14 protein-coding genes are annotated in these 15099 nt (G+C 56.9%); 4 read left to right on the forward strand and 10 right to left on the reverse strand.

Annotated elements, in window-relative coordinates; all coding sequences use genetic code 11:
- Positions 1-36 precede the first annotated feature (36 nt).
- The 7 genes from DI396_RS15350 to DI396_RS15380 form a co-directional block, all read right to left on the reverse strand.
- The gene (locus tag DI396_RS15350) at positions 37-1182 is read right to left on the reverse strand and encodes an iron-containing alcohol dehydrogenase (protein WP_110797196.1); all 1146 of its coding nucleotides are present in this window, start codon (positions 1180-1182) and stop codon (positions 37-39) included.
- Between the two features lie 3 nt (positions 1183-1185).
- A complete protein-coding gene (locus DI396_RS15355; RefSeq protein WP_110797197.1) occupies positions 1186-2559 on the reverse strand; it encodes an aldehyde dehydrogenase family protein in 1374 nt (457 codons plus the stop codon).
- Positions 2560-2565: 6 nt separating this feature from the next.
- Positions 2566-3915 (reverse strand): glutamine synthetase family protein, encoded by a 1350-nt coding sequence (locus DI396_RS15360; protein WP_110797220.1) that lies wholly within the window; start codon positions 3913-3915, stop codon positions 2566-2568.
- Positions 3916-4029: 114 nt separating this feature from the next.
- On the reverse strand, positions 4030-5061 hold the full coding sequence (locus DI396_RS15365; RefSeq protein WP_110797222.1) for a TRAP transporter substrate-binding protein: 1032 nt from the start codon (positions 5059-5061) through the stop codon (positions 4030-4032).
- A 75-nt stretch (positions 5062-5136) separates the two neighbouring features.
- Positions 5137-6462, reverse strand: a complete 1326-nt coding sequence (locus tag DI396_RS15370; RefSeq protein ID WP_110797199.1) for a TRAP transporter large permease — start codon at positions 6460-6462, stop codon at positions 5137-5139.
- Positions 6452-7000 (reverse strand): TRAP transporter small permease subunit, encoded by a 549-nt coding sequence (locus tag DI396_RS15375; RefSeq protein WP_110797201.1) that lies wholly within the window; start codon positions 6998-7000, stop codon positions 6452-6454. The genes DI396_RS15370 and DI396_RS15375 overlap by 11 nt, the downstream gene beginning before the upstream one ends.
- The gene (locus tag DI396_RS15380; protein WP_110797202.1) at positions 6997-7776 is read right to left on the reverse strand and encodes an N-formylglutamate amidohydrolase; all 780 of its coding nucleotides are present in this window, start codon (positions 7774-7776) and stop codon (positions 6997-6999) included. Before DI396_RS15380 ends, DI396_RS15375 begins: the two co-directional genes overlap by 4 nt.
- Positions 7777-7945: 169 nt before the next feature.
- Here DI396_RS15380 and DI396_RS15385 point away from each other — a divergent pair, with 169 nt between their 5' ends.
- The 4 genes from DI396_RS15385 (at position 7946) to DI396_RS15400 (ending at position 12564) form a co-directional block, all read left to right on the forward strand.
- Positions 7946-8815 carry a MurR/RpiR family transcriptional regulator gene (locus DI396_RS15385; protein WP_110797204.1) on the forward strand — a complete coding sequence of 290 codons (870 nt, stop codon included), beginning with the start codon at positions 7946-7948 and terminating at the stop codon, positions 8813-8815.
- A 682-nt stretch (positions 8816-9497) separates the two neighbouring features.
- A complete protein-coding gene (locus DI396_RS15390) occupies positions 9498-10028 on the forward strand; it encodes a VPLPA-CTERM sorting domain-containing protein (RefSeq protein ID WP_110797206.1) in 531 nt (176 codons plus the stop codon).
- Positions 10029-10639: 611 nt separating this feature from the next.
- Positions 10640-11170 (forward strand): TRAP transporter small permease subunit, encoded by a 531-nt coding sequence (locus tag DI396_RS15395; RefSeq protein WP_204362867.1) that lies wholly within the window; start codon positions 10640-10642, stop codon positions 11168-11170.
- A 5-nt stretch (positions 11171-11175) separates the two neighbouring features.
- Entirely contained in the window at positions 11176-12564 is a 1389-nt protein-coding gene (locus DI396_RS15400) for a TRAP transporter large permease (RefSeq protein WP_110797207.1), read from the forward strand.
- 75 nt (positions 12565-12639) lie between these two features.
- Here DI396_RS15400 and DI396_RS15405 read toward each other — a convergent pair whose 3' ends face one another.
- From DI396_RS15405 to DI396_RS15415, 3 genes are all read right to left on the reverse strand, one after another.
- On the reverse strand, positions 12640-13737 hold the full coding sequence (locus DI396_RS15405) for a TRAP transporter substrate-binding protein (protein WP_110797209.1): 1098 nt from the start codon (positions 13735-13737) through the stop codon (positions 12640-12642).
- 521 nt (positions 13738-14258) lie between these two features.
- Positions 14259-14774: an IS3 family transposase gene (locus DI396_RS15410; protein ID WP_110797210.1), complete on the reverse strand. Its 516-nt coding sequence runs from the start codon at positions 14772-14774 to the stop codon at positions 14259-14261.
- Complete coding sequence (locus tag DI396_RS15415; RefSeq protein ID WP_204362865.1) at positions 14771-15049, reverse strand: transposase; 279 nt, start codon at positions 15047-15049, stop codon at positions 14771-14773. Before DI396_RS15415 ends, DI396_RS15410 begins: the two co-directional genes overlap by 4 nt.
- Between the last annotated feature and the right edge of the window lie 50 nt (positions 15050-15099).

Consider the following 15099-nt stretch of genomic DNA (forward strand, 5'->3'; position numbering starts at 1 on the left):
ACCCGGAGCGCCCATGTCTCATTTTGGTTTAGGATCTTAAAGCAGCGCTTCGAACAACGCGCGGGTGTTTTGCGCCGTCATCTCGACCGGATTTCCGCCCGTCGACGGATCGCGCAACGCGGCATCGACCAAAGCGTCCAAATCGGGATCCGTGACCCCCAATTCGGTGAGGGTTTTAGGAATGCCCATCGCGGTGTTCAACCCGTCGACATAGGCTTGGAAACCGGCAAAACCGCCCTCGATCTCCAAATAAGCCGCCGCCATATCGAACCGCGCGGCAATGGCATCCGCATTGAACCGCAAGACCTCGGGCATGCAAACCGCGTTCGTCGTGCCGTGGTGGGTATGGTGCACCGCGCCGATCGGATGGCTCAGCGCATGGATCGCGCCCAACCCTTTTTGGAACGCTGTCGCGCCCATCGCCGCCGCGCTCATCATATGGGCGCGGGCCTCGATATCGCTGCCGTCGGCATAGGCACGCGGCAGATATTCTTTGACCAACCGCATTCCCTCCAGCGCGATACCTTGGCTCATCGGGTGGTAATGCGGGCTGGAATAGGCCTCGACGCAATGGGCAAAAGCATCAAGGCCGGTCCCCGCCGTGATGAATTTCGGCATGCCAATGGTCAATTCGGGATCACAAATCACCACAGCCGGCAACATTTGCGGGTGGAAGATGATCTTCTTCTCATGGGTCTCATTGTTGGTGATGACACTGGCGCGGCCCACTTCCGATCCGGTGCCTGCGGTGGTGGGCACCGCAACAATCGGATGGATGCCGGCGGGATCGGCCCGCGTCCACCAATCGCCAATATCTTCGAAATCCCACAACGGGCGCACCTGCCCCGCCATAAAGGCGATGACCTTGCCCAAATCCAATCCAGAGCCGCCGCCAAAGGCCACAACCCCGTCATAGCCGCCCTCGCGGTAGGCTTTGAGCCCCTCGGCCACATTGGCATCTGTCGGGTTCGGATCAACGTCGAAGAAGATCCCGCGCCCCAATCCGGCGCCCTCGATCAAATCCAATGCGGCAGCGGTGATCGGCAGGTTGGCCAATCCCTTATCCGTAACCAACAGCGGTTTTTTCATACCTGCGGCAAGGCAGGCCTCGGGCAGTTCGGCAATGCGCCCCGCGCCAAAACGCATGGCAGTGGGGTAGGACCAGTTTCCGGTGAGGTTCATGGCTCAGGCTTTCTTGAGATGGTAAGATTTCGGTCGTGTGAGATTGTGGTAGCCGATGGGTGACAACCCGCCGCCCGATCCGGTGTCCTTACACCCGCTCCAACACAGGGCCGGATCAAGATAATCACACCGGTTCATAAACACGGTGCCGGTTTGCAATTGGGCACCGATGGCTTCTGCGGCGGCGACATCCGCCGTCCAGATGGCAGCCGTCAATCCATAATGGCTGTCGTTCATCAAGGCCACCGCCTCGGCGTCGTCCTTCACCGGCATGATCCCGACCACGGGGCCAAAGCTTTCTTCGCGCATGACTTCCATTTCGTGGGTGACGCCGGTGAGGATTTGCGGCGTCAGGTATGCGCCGCCGTCATCGGCCGGCATTTTGGCGATATGCGCGGTGGCTCCGGCGGCAAGGGCGGCGTCGATTTGCGCCCGCACCGTGGCGGCAAAACGCACATGCGCCATCGGCCCGATTGTGGTTCCCGCCTCGGTCGGATTGCCCAGTTTATAGGTGTTTACCAACGCCACAGATTTTTCGACGAAAGCGTCATAGAGGCTCTCGTGGACATAAATCCGCTCGATCCCGCAACAACATTGACCGGCGTTGAACATCGCCCCGTCGATCAACGTCTCGACCGCCGCGTCAAGGTTGGCATCGGCGCGCACATATCCGGGGTCTTTGCCGCCCAATTCCGTGGCCACGGGCGTAAACGTGCCCGCCGCCGCGCGCTCCATCGCCTGCCCGCCGCCGACCGATCCGGTGAAATTGACAAAGTCAAAGCCGCGTTCCGCGATCAGGCTTGAGGTCACATCATGGCTCAAAAACACGTTTTGGAACACGTCTTCGGGCACGCCTGCGGCATGGAACGCCTCGGCCAGATGCTCCCCCACCAAAAGCGTTTGCGAGGCGTGTTTGAGCATCACCGTGTTCCCCGCAATCAACGCCGGCGCGATGGTGTTGATCGCGGTCATATAGGGGTAGTTCCACGGCGCAACGACCAAAACAAGGCCGCGCGCTTCGCGGACGATCTTGCGGGTAGAGGCATCGCTGTCCTCGATCACCATATCGGCCAAGGCGCTGTCGGCAATTTCGGCCATATAGCGCGCGCGTTCGGCAAAACCGCCGAATTCGCCGCCATATCGGGTCGGGCGGCCCATTTGACCGGCCAATTCGCGGGTCATCCGATCATTTTGCGATCCGATGATGTCCACTGCTTTGAGAACCAATGCGGTGCGTTCGGCCCGCGGGCGCGCGGCCCATGCAGCCTGCGCAGCGCGGCCCTTGGCGGCGGCGGCCCGTGCGGCATCCAAAGACATGGCGGCGCGGGTGGCCAAAACCGATCCGTCGATCGGGGAAATACAGGTAATGGTGGTCATTCTAGCTTAAGCCCTTTCAAAGCCACGTGCGACTTCGTAGTCGGTGACGATTTGGTCGAATTCTTCGATCTCCCATGTGGCGGCGCGGGTGTAATGGTCGATCACCGCATCGCCAAAGGCGGCGCGGAGCATGTCCGACCCGCTGAGGGCATCGCGCGCCTTGAGCAATGTGGTCGGGATTTCCGGCGTGCCATCCGCAGCATAGGCATCGCCCGCGAAGGCGGCGGGCAATTCCAGTTTCTCTTCGATGCCTTTAAGCCCCGCCGCCAACATGGCCGCCTGAGCCAGATAGGGGTTCATATCGGCGCCGGGGATCCGGCATTCGACCCGCACGGCCTTTGTCCCCTCGCCGCACAACCGAAAGGCAGCGGTGCGATTGTCCACCGACCAAACCAATTTTGTCGGAGCAAAGCTGCCCTTGGCGAAGCGTTTGTAGCTGTTGATATAGGGCGCCATGAAATAGGTGTAATCGGCGGCATATTTGATCAGCCCCGCCATGTAGTGATCCATCATTTCGGATTTGCCCAAGGGGCGATCCGCATCGACAAAGGCATTCGCACCGCCCTGCCAAAGCGATTGGTGCACATGGCTAGAGCTACCGACGCGGTCGTGGCGATATTTGGCCATGAAACTGGCGGCGCGGCCCTTTTGCCATGCGATTTCCTTGGTGGCGTGTTTGGCGATGCTATGATGGTCGGCGCAATCAAGCGCGGGCGCGTATTTGATGTTCAATTCTTCCTGGCCGATCTCGGCCTCGCCCTTGGTGCCCTCGACAGGGATACCCATGGCATAAAGGCCGTTGCGCAGGGGGCGCATGACGGGTTCTTCCTTGGTGGTTTGGAAGATGTGGTAATCCTCATTATAGCGCGAAACCGGGGTCAATTCGCGAAACCCGCCTTTGGCAATCTCATCGCCGGTTTGCTCGAAGAGGAAAAATTCCAATTCGGTGGCCATGACGGGGCTCAGGCCCAAAGCCTCCAGCCGCGCGATTTGAGATTTCAACATATGGCGCGGAGAATGTTCAATCGGCTGCCCGTGGTGGTCCTCGATATCGCACAGCACCATCGCCGTGCCCTCAAGCCACGGGATCGGGCGCAATGTGGTCAGGTCGGGGCGCATCACGTAATCGCCATAACCGCTTTGCCAACTGGTCGCGGCATAGCCTTCGGGCGTCGCCATCTCCAGGTCCGTGGCCAGAAGATAGGTGCAGCAATGGGTTTCGGCATGGCCGCTGTCGACAAAGGCCTGCGCGTGGAACCGTTTGCCCATAAGCCGCCCCTGCATATCGATCACACAGACCAGAACCGTGTCGATCTCGCCGGCGGCGGTTTGGGTTTTCAGGCTTTCGAAGGTCATCACATGCGGCGTGGCTTGGGTCATTATCTGCTCTCTCAATATCGCCCTTCGGGGGCAAAAGGGGCGAGAGCGCGCCTGCGCTCCCGCCTATGGGTCTTTGGATATGCGCGGCGCTTAACCGTAACGGTATGGGCGGCCCGCTTTGACCATATCAGCGTTATATTTCTTGAGAATGTCGACAACCTTGGCCTTGGTCGGGCTTTCGGCGGCAATCTCGTCCCAAAATTTGATCGCGGCGTCTTCGACTGTGGCCCATTCTTCGTCGGGGATGGTGGTCAATTCCATCTTTGGCCCGTTGACGCGCAAGGACGCTTCGCCGCCCCAATACCACCATTGGCGATAGTAATGCGATTGGTCCATGCAGACCTTGAGCAGCTCTTTGAGATCATCGGGCAATTCGTCCCAACGCTCCATATTGGCAAAGAACGAGCCCGCCCAAGCACCGGAAATATTGTTTGTTAGGAAGTAGTTGGTCACATCCGCCCAACCGACAGTGTAATCTTCGGTGATGCCCGACCATGCGATGCCGTCCAGTTCGCCGGTTTGCACCGCAACCTCGATATCTTCCCAAGGCAAGGACACAGGCACAACCCCGAACTGGCTTAGGAACCGGCCTGCGGTGGGGAAGGTAAAGACGCGTTTGCCTTTGAGATCGGCAAGGCTGCGGATCGGGTCTTTGGTGGCGAAATGGCATGGATCCCATGCGCCGGCGCTGATGTGTTTGACGCCGACTTTGGAATATTCCTCATCCCAGATCTCGTTCAATCCATATTGGTTAAACAACACCGGCACATCGAGAGAATAGCGCGAGGCAAAGGGGAAATAGCCGCCAAACACCGTCACATCGGTGGGGCTGGCCATGCTGTCGTCATCCGATTGCACCGCATCAATTGTGCCGCGCTGCATGGCTTGGAACAATTCGCCGGTGGGGACCAATTGATCGGCAAAGAACAGCTCGATCTGCATCCGGTCACCGGCGATTTTGTTGAAGCTGTCGATGGCGGGCTTGATCACATGGTCCGCCAAAGCCGCGCCCGCATAGGTTTGCAAACGCCATTTGATCGTGGATTGCGCCAGCGCAGGGGTGGCAAGCGCGGCGGCGGGCACAACGGCGGCCCCTTGGATAAACTTACGTCTCGTGGTCATCATTTCTCTCCTTGTCGGGTTGTAATAGATGTTGGTCGAATGCGGCCCCTTAGGGGCTCTTTTGATTGTTATGCGTTATTTTCCATAGACATAGTCCGGAAGCCATGTGGCGATCTGCGGGAAGGTCATGACCAGGATCAGGGCAAAAACCATCACCAATACAAACGGCGCAATAGATCCATAGATGTCTTTGAGCGTGATCTCGGGCGGTGCCATGGCGCGCATCAAAAACAGGTTATACCCGAAGGGCGGCGTCATATAGGCGATCTGTGTGGTGATGGTATAAAGGATGCCATACCAGATCAAATCAAACCCGAGCGCCCCCACCAAGGGCACATAAAGCGGCGCAACAATCACCAACATCGCCGTGTCGTCCAAAAACGTGCCCATGACGATAAAGCTGAGCTGCATCAGGATAAGGATCATCCACGGGCTAAGGTTCAATCGCTCGGTGAACACGCTTTCGATCGCTTTGACCGCGCCGAGGCCATCAAACACCGCGCCAAAGGCAAGCGCGGCAAGAATGATCCACATGAACATGCACGAAATCGCCAACGTCTGGCGCACCGATGTCTCGAAAACCTCTTTGGTCATGCGCCCTTTGAAAACCGCCGCCAGAAACGCCGCCAATGCACCGATGGCCGAGCTTTCGACCAAAGAGGTATAGCCCTTTACAAACGGCACCATCATCACCGCGAAAATGATCACGGGCAGCAATCCGGCGCGCAGCAGGCGCATCTTTTCGGCGCGCGGGATGTCGCGCTCTTCGGCGCTCAACACCGGCCCGAGCGCGGGATTCAACCGACACCGAATGACGATATAGGCGATGAACATCCCCGCCATCATCAACCCCGGAAACACGCCGGCCAACCACAATTGCCCGACCGGTTGCCGCGCGATCATCGCATAAAGCACCAAGACCACAGAGGGCGGCACAAGGATGCCCAAACTCGATCCGGCCTGGATCACGCCGGTGACCATGCGTTTGTCATATCCACGTTTGAGAAGTTCGGGCAAAGCAATCGTCGACCCGATGGCCATGCCCGCCACCGACAATCCATTCATCGCGGAAATCAACACCATCAATCCGATCGTGCCAATCGCCAAACCGCCGCGCAATCCGCCCATCCAGACATGGAACATCTTGTAAAGATCATCGGCAATTTTGCTTTCCGACAAAACGTAGCCCATGAAAATGAACATCGGCAGGGTCAGCAGCGGATACCATTTCATCAACTTCATTGCCGCCGAGAACCCGAGGTCATATCCCCCCCGATCCCCCCACAGAAACAACGCCGCAATCACCGCGACAAAGCCGATTGCGCCAAAAACCCGTTGCCCCGTCAAAAGCATCAACATCATCGACGAGAACATCAAAATCGCGATCATTTCATAGGGCATCGGCGCGCTCCGCTGTGGCGTCTTCGCCTTCGAAATTCCACTGCCCGCGCAGGCGCAAAATATCCTTGGCCAGCTCTGACAGGGCTTGCAGCAACATCAATCCGATGCCGATGCACATGGTCACTTTGATCGGCCAAAGGTAGGGACGCCATGCGGACGGGCTACGCTCGCCGCCGTATTTGAAGCTATAGGCCGTGCTGTCGATGCCGCCCTTGAGCAGCACGCCCAAATAGAAGATCAAAAACAAAACTGTCAGGCAATCCACCCCTGCTTTGCGCCGCGGGGTCCATTCGCCGTATAGTAAATCCATGCGCACGTTGCTGCCCATCTGCAACGAATACGGACCGCCAAGGATGTAATACCCGACCATCACGAATTGCGCCATTTCCAGCGTCCACAGCGAGGGCAGGAAAAACGTCTTGGAAATCGACGACCACAAAAGGATGCCCATCAACACGAAGATGCCATACATCACCACGCGGCCGATCCGGTAGTTCACCGCGTCCACCACGCGGATATAGGTTTTCAGGATCTTCATCCCCGCATCCCCCGCGTTTGTGCGCCGCTGCTGACCACCTCGCCGGCTGCGCCCTCGATCATCGGCGCCAAAGCCGCCGCCATCGACACGGCCCGCGCCGGAGTTGCGACAAGATCATTGCGGATCTCGATCATCACCGATGGCAGACCCGCCGCAGTCGCATGACATTTTAACGTATGCAACACCCCGTCGCGCGCATCATAGGGGGCATTCAGCGCAGCCCTCAAGGCGGTGGTTTTACGGGCCTGTTTGAGCATCCATTCGGCCATCCGTGCATCCGCGTCGTGCAAAAGCCCCAATTCCACGGCGCGGCGTTCACCGAAATAAACCGGCGTGAAACTATGGATCGTGACAAGAGCAGGTGCGGCGGTGCGCTCCGCGATCACTTGCGCCAATACGGTTTTGAACGGCGTATAGATTGCCGCCGTGCGGGCGTGTTTTTCGTCCTCGGTCAACCCGCGATTGCCCGCGACCTCGATGACTTCGCTTTGCGCAGGAAAGGCGCTGTCTGCCTCGGGCGGACGGTTGCAATCATAAACCAATCGCGACACCCGTGAGGCCACTAAAGGCGCATCCAACAGGCGGGACAATTCCACCGCCACGTCCCGCGCGCCAATGTCCCATGCCGCATGCGAGGCCGCCGCCTCCGCATCCAATCCAAGCCCCTGTAACGAGGCGGGGATAAACCGGCTGGCATGTTCACACACCAGCACAACGGGCGCAGACCCCTCGCGGTTGATCACCTCTACAGCATCGCCTTCAGCAGCGGTTAACATTGACCCGTCCTATCCCCATCATCCCGCCCCTGTCGCCGCGCAGAGTCGCACAGCCGGGCAGGCTTTTGTAGAGCAAACTACAAGGCGGCAAGTTCTGTCAACTTTATTTCTGTAGACCTTTTTTCAGAGCCGCCTTAACCTGCAACAAAGCAGACAGGACAGCCTAAAAATGCAGCACCCCGCCCCCCTCGTAAAAGACCGCCTGCACAGCGATATGGAGGCGCTCACCCCCTCGGAGCGCCGCGTGGCTTCGGCGCTGTTGACCGATTATCCGGTGGCGGGCTTGCAATCGATCACGAAACTCGCTGTGCAGGCCGAGGTCAGCACGCCCACAGTCATCCGCATGGCGCGTAAATTGGGGTTCGACGGTTTTCCCGACCTGCAAAATGCCCTGCGCGGCGAAGTTGCCGACCAGATCAAGAAACCCATGTCGAAACACGCCCGCACGCAGGGGCACCGCCCCGAGGGCCACACCATCGCCAAGTTTTCCGAAGCGGTTTTTGCCAACCTCGGACATACCCTCGACCGTCTCGACACCGCGACCTTTGACGCCGTTGCGGCGCTTTTGGCCGAACCTGCACATAGCCTATATCTCGCCGGGGGGCGCATCACACGGTCCAATGCAGACTACCTCTTCAACCATCTGCAAATCATCCGGCCAAGCGTGACGCTCTTGGGGCAATCTGCCAATGTCTGGCCGCAGTATCTGCTCGATATGGATGCGCAATCGGTGCTGATCGTCTTTGACATCCGGCGCTATGAGAAGGACCTGCAAAAGCTGGCGGCATTGGCCAAATCACGCGGCGCGACCTTGGTTTTGTTCACAGACCAATGGAGCAGCCCGATCGCCGCCGAGGCCGATTATTGCTTTAACGCGATGGTCGAAGCCCCTTCAAGTTGGGACAGCACCATCGCCATTATGTTGATTATCGAGGCCTTGATCGCGGAGGTGCAAAGCAAAGGTTGGGCCCAATCGGCCGAACGCATCGAGGAATTGGAATCGATGTTCAACGCCACACGGTTGTTCCGCAATTTCTGACCCTGCGATTTGAACAGGCGCCTCTTTCACGGTCTTTATGGCTGGCACCCGCAGCCCCCTGCCCCAACATCGCCCATAAGGCCGACAGATAAGTGGCGGTCATGCCGCCCCGCGAAAGGGTCGCCGCACATCGCCGCTTTATCCTGAACAATGGCGGCGAGGCGCGTAGATCACCGGCAAAGCCACGCACATCGGGGCCAGTTGACAAACGATCCGAACCCATGCCGTCGCGGAACAGAATGCGCGCGATGGGATCGGAACCGGCGAAAGCGCGATCATCATGGCGCTTAACCTTGGGCCCCGTCACGGTCCCCATAAAGGTGTGAGCGTCATCACGTCACCGAAAACATCGAAACCAATGATTTCACTTACGCTTGCGGGCAGGATCGAAAACCGTCGATATGCGCTCTCTTTAGGACAAGAAAACCGCTCCTACCGGTTATAGCGCGCGCCCGAAAGCAGACCAGATGTGAATCCCGCCTTTTACGTGGGAACGGGCCGCAAAAAAACAATGTCCGCCCCAGAATGGGATTTATCCACGTACCGGCAACAATTGAACGCGCGTCAGAGCGATAACCCCATAGTATTGCGATAATTTTTATTAAAAGGGATATTTCAGTTGCAATATTATGTAGGAGCAGCCCATGCTCCTGCCACGTGAATTTATTATGGAGGTTGTATTATGAGTATGTTGTCTTTGAAGGCCCTTGTTGTCGGTGCGGTTATGGCACTCGCGGCAACCACAGCGCAGGCCGCAACCGTATCCGGTGCCCTTGGAGTTAACGGGTCCGGTGGCCCGTTCGATGCCGGTTTTTACCAGCAAGTCGCCTTAGGCACGACCACCCTCGGTTCGGGTACGCCCATCTGCTACGCCGCGCCTTACAATTGCTTCACATTTTCCGGCACAACAATCCAAGGCAATTTCAACATCGGTGCGGCGGATCTTCCCTTCAACGGGTTTGTATTCGATTTCACCGGTCTGGCTGGCAACATCGTGGGCGTGAACATCGTGTCCAACAGCACCGCGATCACGCAGAGCAACCTTTTTTGGGACGCCGACAGCTTCGCGATCGATTTGAATGGCTCGATCTATGGCTCGGCAACCTTCGAAGTCGATCTTGCGCCGGCCGTGCCTCTGCCCGCCGGCTTGCCGCTCCTGCTCTCGGGTCTTGGCGCTGCGGGGCTGTTGCGCCGCAAGGCAAAAAAATCCTGAGCCGCTGAGCATCATAATACAGCGAAACCGACGCCGCGGCATCATGTGCTGCGGCGTTTTATTTGCTAAAACACCCAAAAGCACGCCCCGGAAAACTCGCAAAGCTATCGTTCTCCATCGCAAGCCGGATGTTCGCCGTAAGTTGCCCTTTGGGAGATCGTTACCATCCCCAGGCACATGCGCCTATCCGAAGAGGTGCCTCAACCTACACGCTTGGGAAGCAGGCTCCGGCGCGAAGGATGACGTCAGGAAATGGGCCGCTATCTACACCCATGAACGCCCGCATTCTGCGTTGGCCAGCAGGCCATGGTCCATTGGCCGAGGATTGCAACGTCCCCCGGCGCTCGGGGGGAGGGCCATGCAAACTCTGCCGTCCAATGGAGCAGCAGGTGCAAAAAGTAGCTTAAACCACGCCAGAAACTGTCCAACAAATGGGAAAGAGCCCAGATTGCCGCCGGTCATCGCAGCTTAGGAAAGCGCGTAAAATAGTTGACGCCATATGGAATAAGGCTTCATACGATACGGATGTAAAGTTAAGAAGAATCACGCATTCGGCACTGCCGAGATCTCGCGTGTTGGGAGGGGCAGCGTTGGGGTATCTTTCGATTCTAATGCGGGCGATAAATCGTCTTAACATCATAGTGGGCCACATCTTTTCATGGTTGGCAGTCGGGGTCTTCGTCGTCTGTTTCTGGGTCGTGATAGAACGTTATTTCTTTGGGAATACGCGTCTTTGGATGCAGGATCTGTATATTTGGCTGAACGGTGTGATGTTCACATCTGTTGCCGCATTTGCACTTTTCAGAAACGATCATGTGCGTGTGGACATCTTTTTCCGCACCGCCTCCGTGAGACGCAAGGCGATCATGGACATGATCGGGGTTTGCCTGTTTCTACTGCCGTTTATGTACATTGTCTGGGTGTACTCTTTTCCCAACGTCAGCCGGTCCTGGCAGCGGTTTGAACCCTCCTCCAATGTTGGAGGGATGCCTGGCCTGTTTGTGCTTCGCACATTCATTCTTGTCTTCGCCGGGCTGGTGGCCCTGCAGGGCGTGTCGATGTTGATCCGTTCAATACTGATCTTGGCGCGACGGGAAGATCTGATCCCTGACAATTTTCGCTACAAGTACGAGACGGAGTAAGCACAATGGACCCGATTGTTATTGGTGAGATCCTCGCCGGTATGATGTTTCTCGGCGTCATCGGCATGTTGATGTTGGGTTTTCCTGTTGCGTTTACTCTGGGCGGCACCTCGCTGATATTTGCGCTGATCGGGATGCAATTCGGGGTTTTTGACCCATCCAACTTTGGTGCAGTTGCGGGCCGTTACATTGGCTACATGACCAATGAGGTCTTGGTTGCGGTGCCGCTGTTCATCTTCATGGGCGTGATGTTGGAGCGATCCCGCATTGCGGAACAGTTGTTGTTGACCATGGGCAAACTGTTCGGCAACTTGCGCGGTGGTTTGGGGATTTCGGTGGTGATTGTCGGAGCGCTATTGGCGGCCTCTACGGGTGTTGTCGGCGCGACGGTCGTGACAATGGGGCTCATTTCGTTGCCCGCAATGCTCAAGGCAGGATACAAGCCCGCAGTGGCGACCGGTGTCATTTGCGCCAGCGGCACGCTGGGCCAGATTATTCCACCATCGACCGTGCTGATTTTTATGGGCGATATGATTGCGGGCATTCATGCGCAGGTGCAGATGTCACAGGGCAATTTCGCTCCGACCTCCGTTTCGGTCGGCGATCTGTTTGCCGGTGCATTCTTCCCGGGGCTTTTGCTTGTAGGCATCTACATATCCTTCATCATTTTCAAGGCGGTGACCGATCCTGAAAGCTGCCCGGCGACACCTGTAGCACCAGAAGATCGCAAGGATTTGTTTCGGGAGGTTCTGACAGCCTTTGTTCCACCTCTGGCCTTGATCATTGCGGTTCTCGGCTCAATCCTGGGCGGGATCGCCACCCCGACTGAGGCTGCCTCGGTGGGAGCGGTCGGCGCCACAATCCTTGCAGGGCTGCGGTGGCGGCTTAGCTTCGGCGTGCTGCGCGAGACAGCCTTGGCGACCGCCACAATCACCTCGATGATCTTCATCATTCTGTTCGGGGCGTCAATTTTCGCGATTGTGTTCCGACAAATGGGCGGGGACAACCTTGTCGAGGAGTTTCTGACCCGCATACCGGGTGGAGCGACGGGGGCCATGATCGCGGTGATGATGGTCATGTTCGTGCTGGGTTTCATTCTCGACACGTTCGAGATCATCTTTATCGTTATTCCGATCACGGCTCCGGTACTTTTGGGCTTGGGGATCGATCCGATTTGGTTAGGGGTAATGGTAGGGGTGAACCTTCAAACATCATTCCTGACCCCCCCCTTCGGCTTTGCGCTTTTCTATCTACGCGGCGTGGCACCAAACTCGATCACAACCATGCAGATCTATCGTGGGGCGGTGCCTTTCGTGCTCCTTCAGATCTTGGCCATCGCGCTTCTGTTTATCTTCCCCGGGATCGTCACTTGGCTACCGTCGGTTCTTTATTGACGCGTCGCCAGTTGTTTGACGCAAAAAAGGCCCGGAGCGATGCTCCGGGCCTTTTTGTTTCGTTGTGTCTGAAAGTCAGATCTTGAGGTATTTCTCGCGCGCTGCGACAAAACCGGAATCCGTGCCTTCCGTTTTTTGACGTACAATATTCAGCGTTTCAATGAAGCTTTCAGTGGTGCGTTTGACCAAAGGATCGCTGCTGTCACGCAATTCGGTCAGAAGCTCGCTGGCAGCCTGTGCTGCACCTTCCAGGATGCTGTCCGGGAAATTCGGATGCAAAATCACGCCATGATCGTTTTTCAGCGTTTGCAAGGCACGCGGGTCATTCGCCGCGAAGTCGGCCGCAACGTTGTCATATTCGGCCGCGCAGCACGATTTTACAATTTCCTGATAGTTTTTAGGAAGAGCTTGGAACTTGGCCTTGTCGACAACAAGCTCTGTCGCGAGACCCGGCTCGGTGAAGGACGATGTGTAGTAGTGCTTGCACACCTGATGGAAACCAAGTGCCAGATCGTTGTAGGGGCCAACAAATTCAGCCGCGTCGAGCGCACCAGATTGCAGAGCCGCAAAAATTTCACCGCCAGCCATATTGGTGACCGAAGCACCGATCTTCTGCCAGACCTGACCGCCCAGTCCCGGAGTGCGGAAGCGCAAGCCCTGCAAATCCTCGACCCCGGTCAATTCTTTTTGGAACCAACCGCCTGCTTGTGTGCCGGTATCACCGGACAAAAAGCCTTGAAGGCCGAATTGATCATAAATGTCGTCCCAAATTTCCTGACCGCCCATATGGCGGACCCAAGCCGTAAGCTCGCGCGACGTCATGCCGAATGGAACACCGGTGAAGAAGGACAAGCCAACCGACTTGTTTTGCCAGTAGTAAGCCGCGCCATGGCTCATTTCAGCAGACTGGTCGATGACAGCGTCCAGCGCCTGAAGCGGGGGCACCATTTCACCGGCAGCAAAAAGCTGTACCGTCAGGCCACCATCGGTGGCGGCAGTGATACGATCGGCCAGACGCTGGGCACCGACGCCCAGACCGGGGAAGTTTTTGGGCCATGTCGTGACCATACGCCACGTAATGTTACCCTGTGCAATGGCAGGTGCAGCCAATGTCGTTGCGGCGGCGGCAGTACCACCCAGCGCAGATGTTTTCAAAAATAAACGACGATCCATAAAACTCTCTCTCCCTGTGAGTATGCCGCCCGCGACGTTGCGAACTGCACATGCTTCAAGACATAATATATAGTGTTCGGGGAGGCAAATCCGCTTGTGCATTTTTCCGTGCTGCGCGTTCGAAGTGCGCAGCAATGTATAGAATGAAATAGGCTTGGCCCTGAGCACGCAGAACGCAGAACGCAGAACGCAGAACGCAGAACGCAGAACGCAGAACGCAGAACGCAGAACGCAGAACGCAGAACGCAGAACGCAGAACGCAGAACGCATAGATCGACCTGGAGTCGACTTCCGAATTGGCCCACCCTTTTCGGTCAGATTTGCAGATTTTCTAGGATGTATCGGGTTTAGGTTTCATGCTGCTTTTAATTGTTCGATGCCTGCTGAGTATGCGTCGTCGGGTGTTTGCCGATCAAGCCCGAAAGGCGCGCGGTATGAGTTGTGAAATGTCATCGTTTTTTTGATGGCCCGTTATGCAGCAAAGCCGACATGGATTTCTTCGAGATAGATTGCCTCGTGCTTCAGGCTGCGCCACAGGCGTTCGGGAGGCACCTTAGCGCACTGCACAGTAGTCTGGGACCGCTTCGGGTCGCCCAATCCATTATGGCGACCAGATACAAGAACCCACGCCTCACAGGGATGTAGGTGATGTCACTGCACCAAACGTGGTTCGGCCGCGTGATTGGTAGCTTCCGGAGCAGGTATGGGTAAATCCGGTGCTGTGGGTGCTTCTTGCTGGTGTTCGGGCCTTTGTAGACGGCCTGGAGACCCATCAAACCCGTCAACCTGCGCACACGGTGGCGACCGGCATGGAAACCATTTCTCGGCAAGTAGGCCGCGATCTGGCGGCTGCCGAAGAACGGATACTTCGTGAACACGCGGTCGATCTCGTTCATCAATTCCAGCGTCTCAGCATTCACACCAACGGGCACGTAATACAGCGACGACCGGCTGATCTTCAGCAGTTTGCACTGGCTGGTCAGGCTCAGATCCGTGTGATCCCGATTGATCATCGCTTTGCGTTCGCTCGGGCTCATCGCTTCAGCCCTTGTGACAAAAAATCATTTTCAACCGCCAGCTTGCCAATCTTCGCATGAAGCTCTTTGACTTCGGCTTCGTTATCTTCAGCCTTCCTGACCTTGTCGGAGAACACACCCGTCAGGCCATCAATTGCCTGCCGTTTCCATGTCGTCACCTGCGTCGGGTGAATCTTGTGTTTGGCTGCAATCTCTTGAGCCGTCTTGTCTCCACGAAGCGCCTCAAGCGCTACCGTGGCCTTAAAATTATCTGAAAAACTGCGTCTCTTGGTCATTTGTGTATCCTGTCTTCAAGGTTGGATACATCTTAGCACGCTGTCCTGTT

The organism is Litorivita pollutaquae (assembly GCF_003205515.1).
Classification (GTDB): domain Bacteria; phylum Pseudomonadota; class Alphaproteobacteria; order Rhodobacterales; family Rhodobacteraceae; genus Litorivita; species Litorivita pollutaquae.

Bases quoted from the DNA above. Each gene is read 5' to 3' on its own strand.
- DI396_RS15350 (WP_110797196.1), bottom strand. From the start codon at position 1,182: ATGAACCTCACCGGAAACTGGTCCTACCCCACTGCCATGCGTTTTGGC.
- DI396_RS15355 (WP_110797197.1), bottom strand. From the start codon at position 2,559: ATGACCACCATTACCTGTATTTCCCCGATCGACGGATCGGTTTTGGCC.
- DI396_RS15360 (WP_110797220.1), bottom strand. From the start codon at position 3,915: ATGACCTTCGAAAGCCTGAAAACCCAAACCGCCGCCGGCGAGATCGAC.
- DI396_RS15365 (WP_110797222.1), bottom strand. From the start codon at position 5,061: ATGACCACGAGACGTAAGTTTATCCAAGGGGCCGCCGTTGTGCCCGCC.
- DI396_RS15370 (WP_110797199.1), bottom strand. From the start codon at position 6,462: ATGCCCTATGAAATGATCGCGATTTTGATGTTCTCGTCGATGATGTTG.
- DI396_RS15375 (WP_110797201.1), bottom strand. From the start codon at position 7,000: ATGAAGATCCTGAAAACCTATATCCGCGTGGTGGACGCGGTGAACTAC.
- DI396_RS15380 (WP_110797202.1), bottom strand. From the start codon at position 7,776: ATGTTAACCGCTGCTGAAGGCGATGCTGTAGAGGTGATCAACCGCGAG.
- DI396_RS15385 (WP_110797204.1), top strand. From the start codon at position 7,946: ATGCAGCACCCCGCCCCCCTCGTAAAAGACCGCCTGCACAGCGATATG.
- DI396_RS15390 (WP_110797206.1), top strand. From the start codon at position 9,498: ATGAGTATGTTGTCTTTGAAGGCCCTTGTTGTCGGTGCGGTTATGGCA.
- DI396_RS15395 (WP_204362867.1), top strand. From the start codon at position 10,640: ATGCGGGCGATAAATCGTCTTAACATCATAGTGGGCCACATCTTTTCA.
- DI396_RS15400 (WP_110797207.1), top strand. From the start codon at position 11,176: ATGGACCCGATTGTTATTGGTGAGATCCTCGCCGGTATGATGTTTCTC.
- DI396_RS15405 (WP_110797209.1), bottom strand. From the start codon at position 13,737: ATGGATCGTCGTTTATTTTTGAAAACATCTGCGCTGGGTGGTACTGCC.
- DI396_RS15410 (WP_110797210.1), bottom strand. From the start codon at position 14,774: ATGAGCCCGAGCGAACGCAAAGCGATGATCAATCGGGATCACACGGAT.
- DI396_RS15415 (WP_204362865.1), bottom strand. From the start codon at position 15,049: ATGACCAAGAGACGCAGTTTTTCAGATAATTTTAAGGCCACGGTAGCG.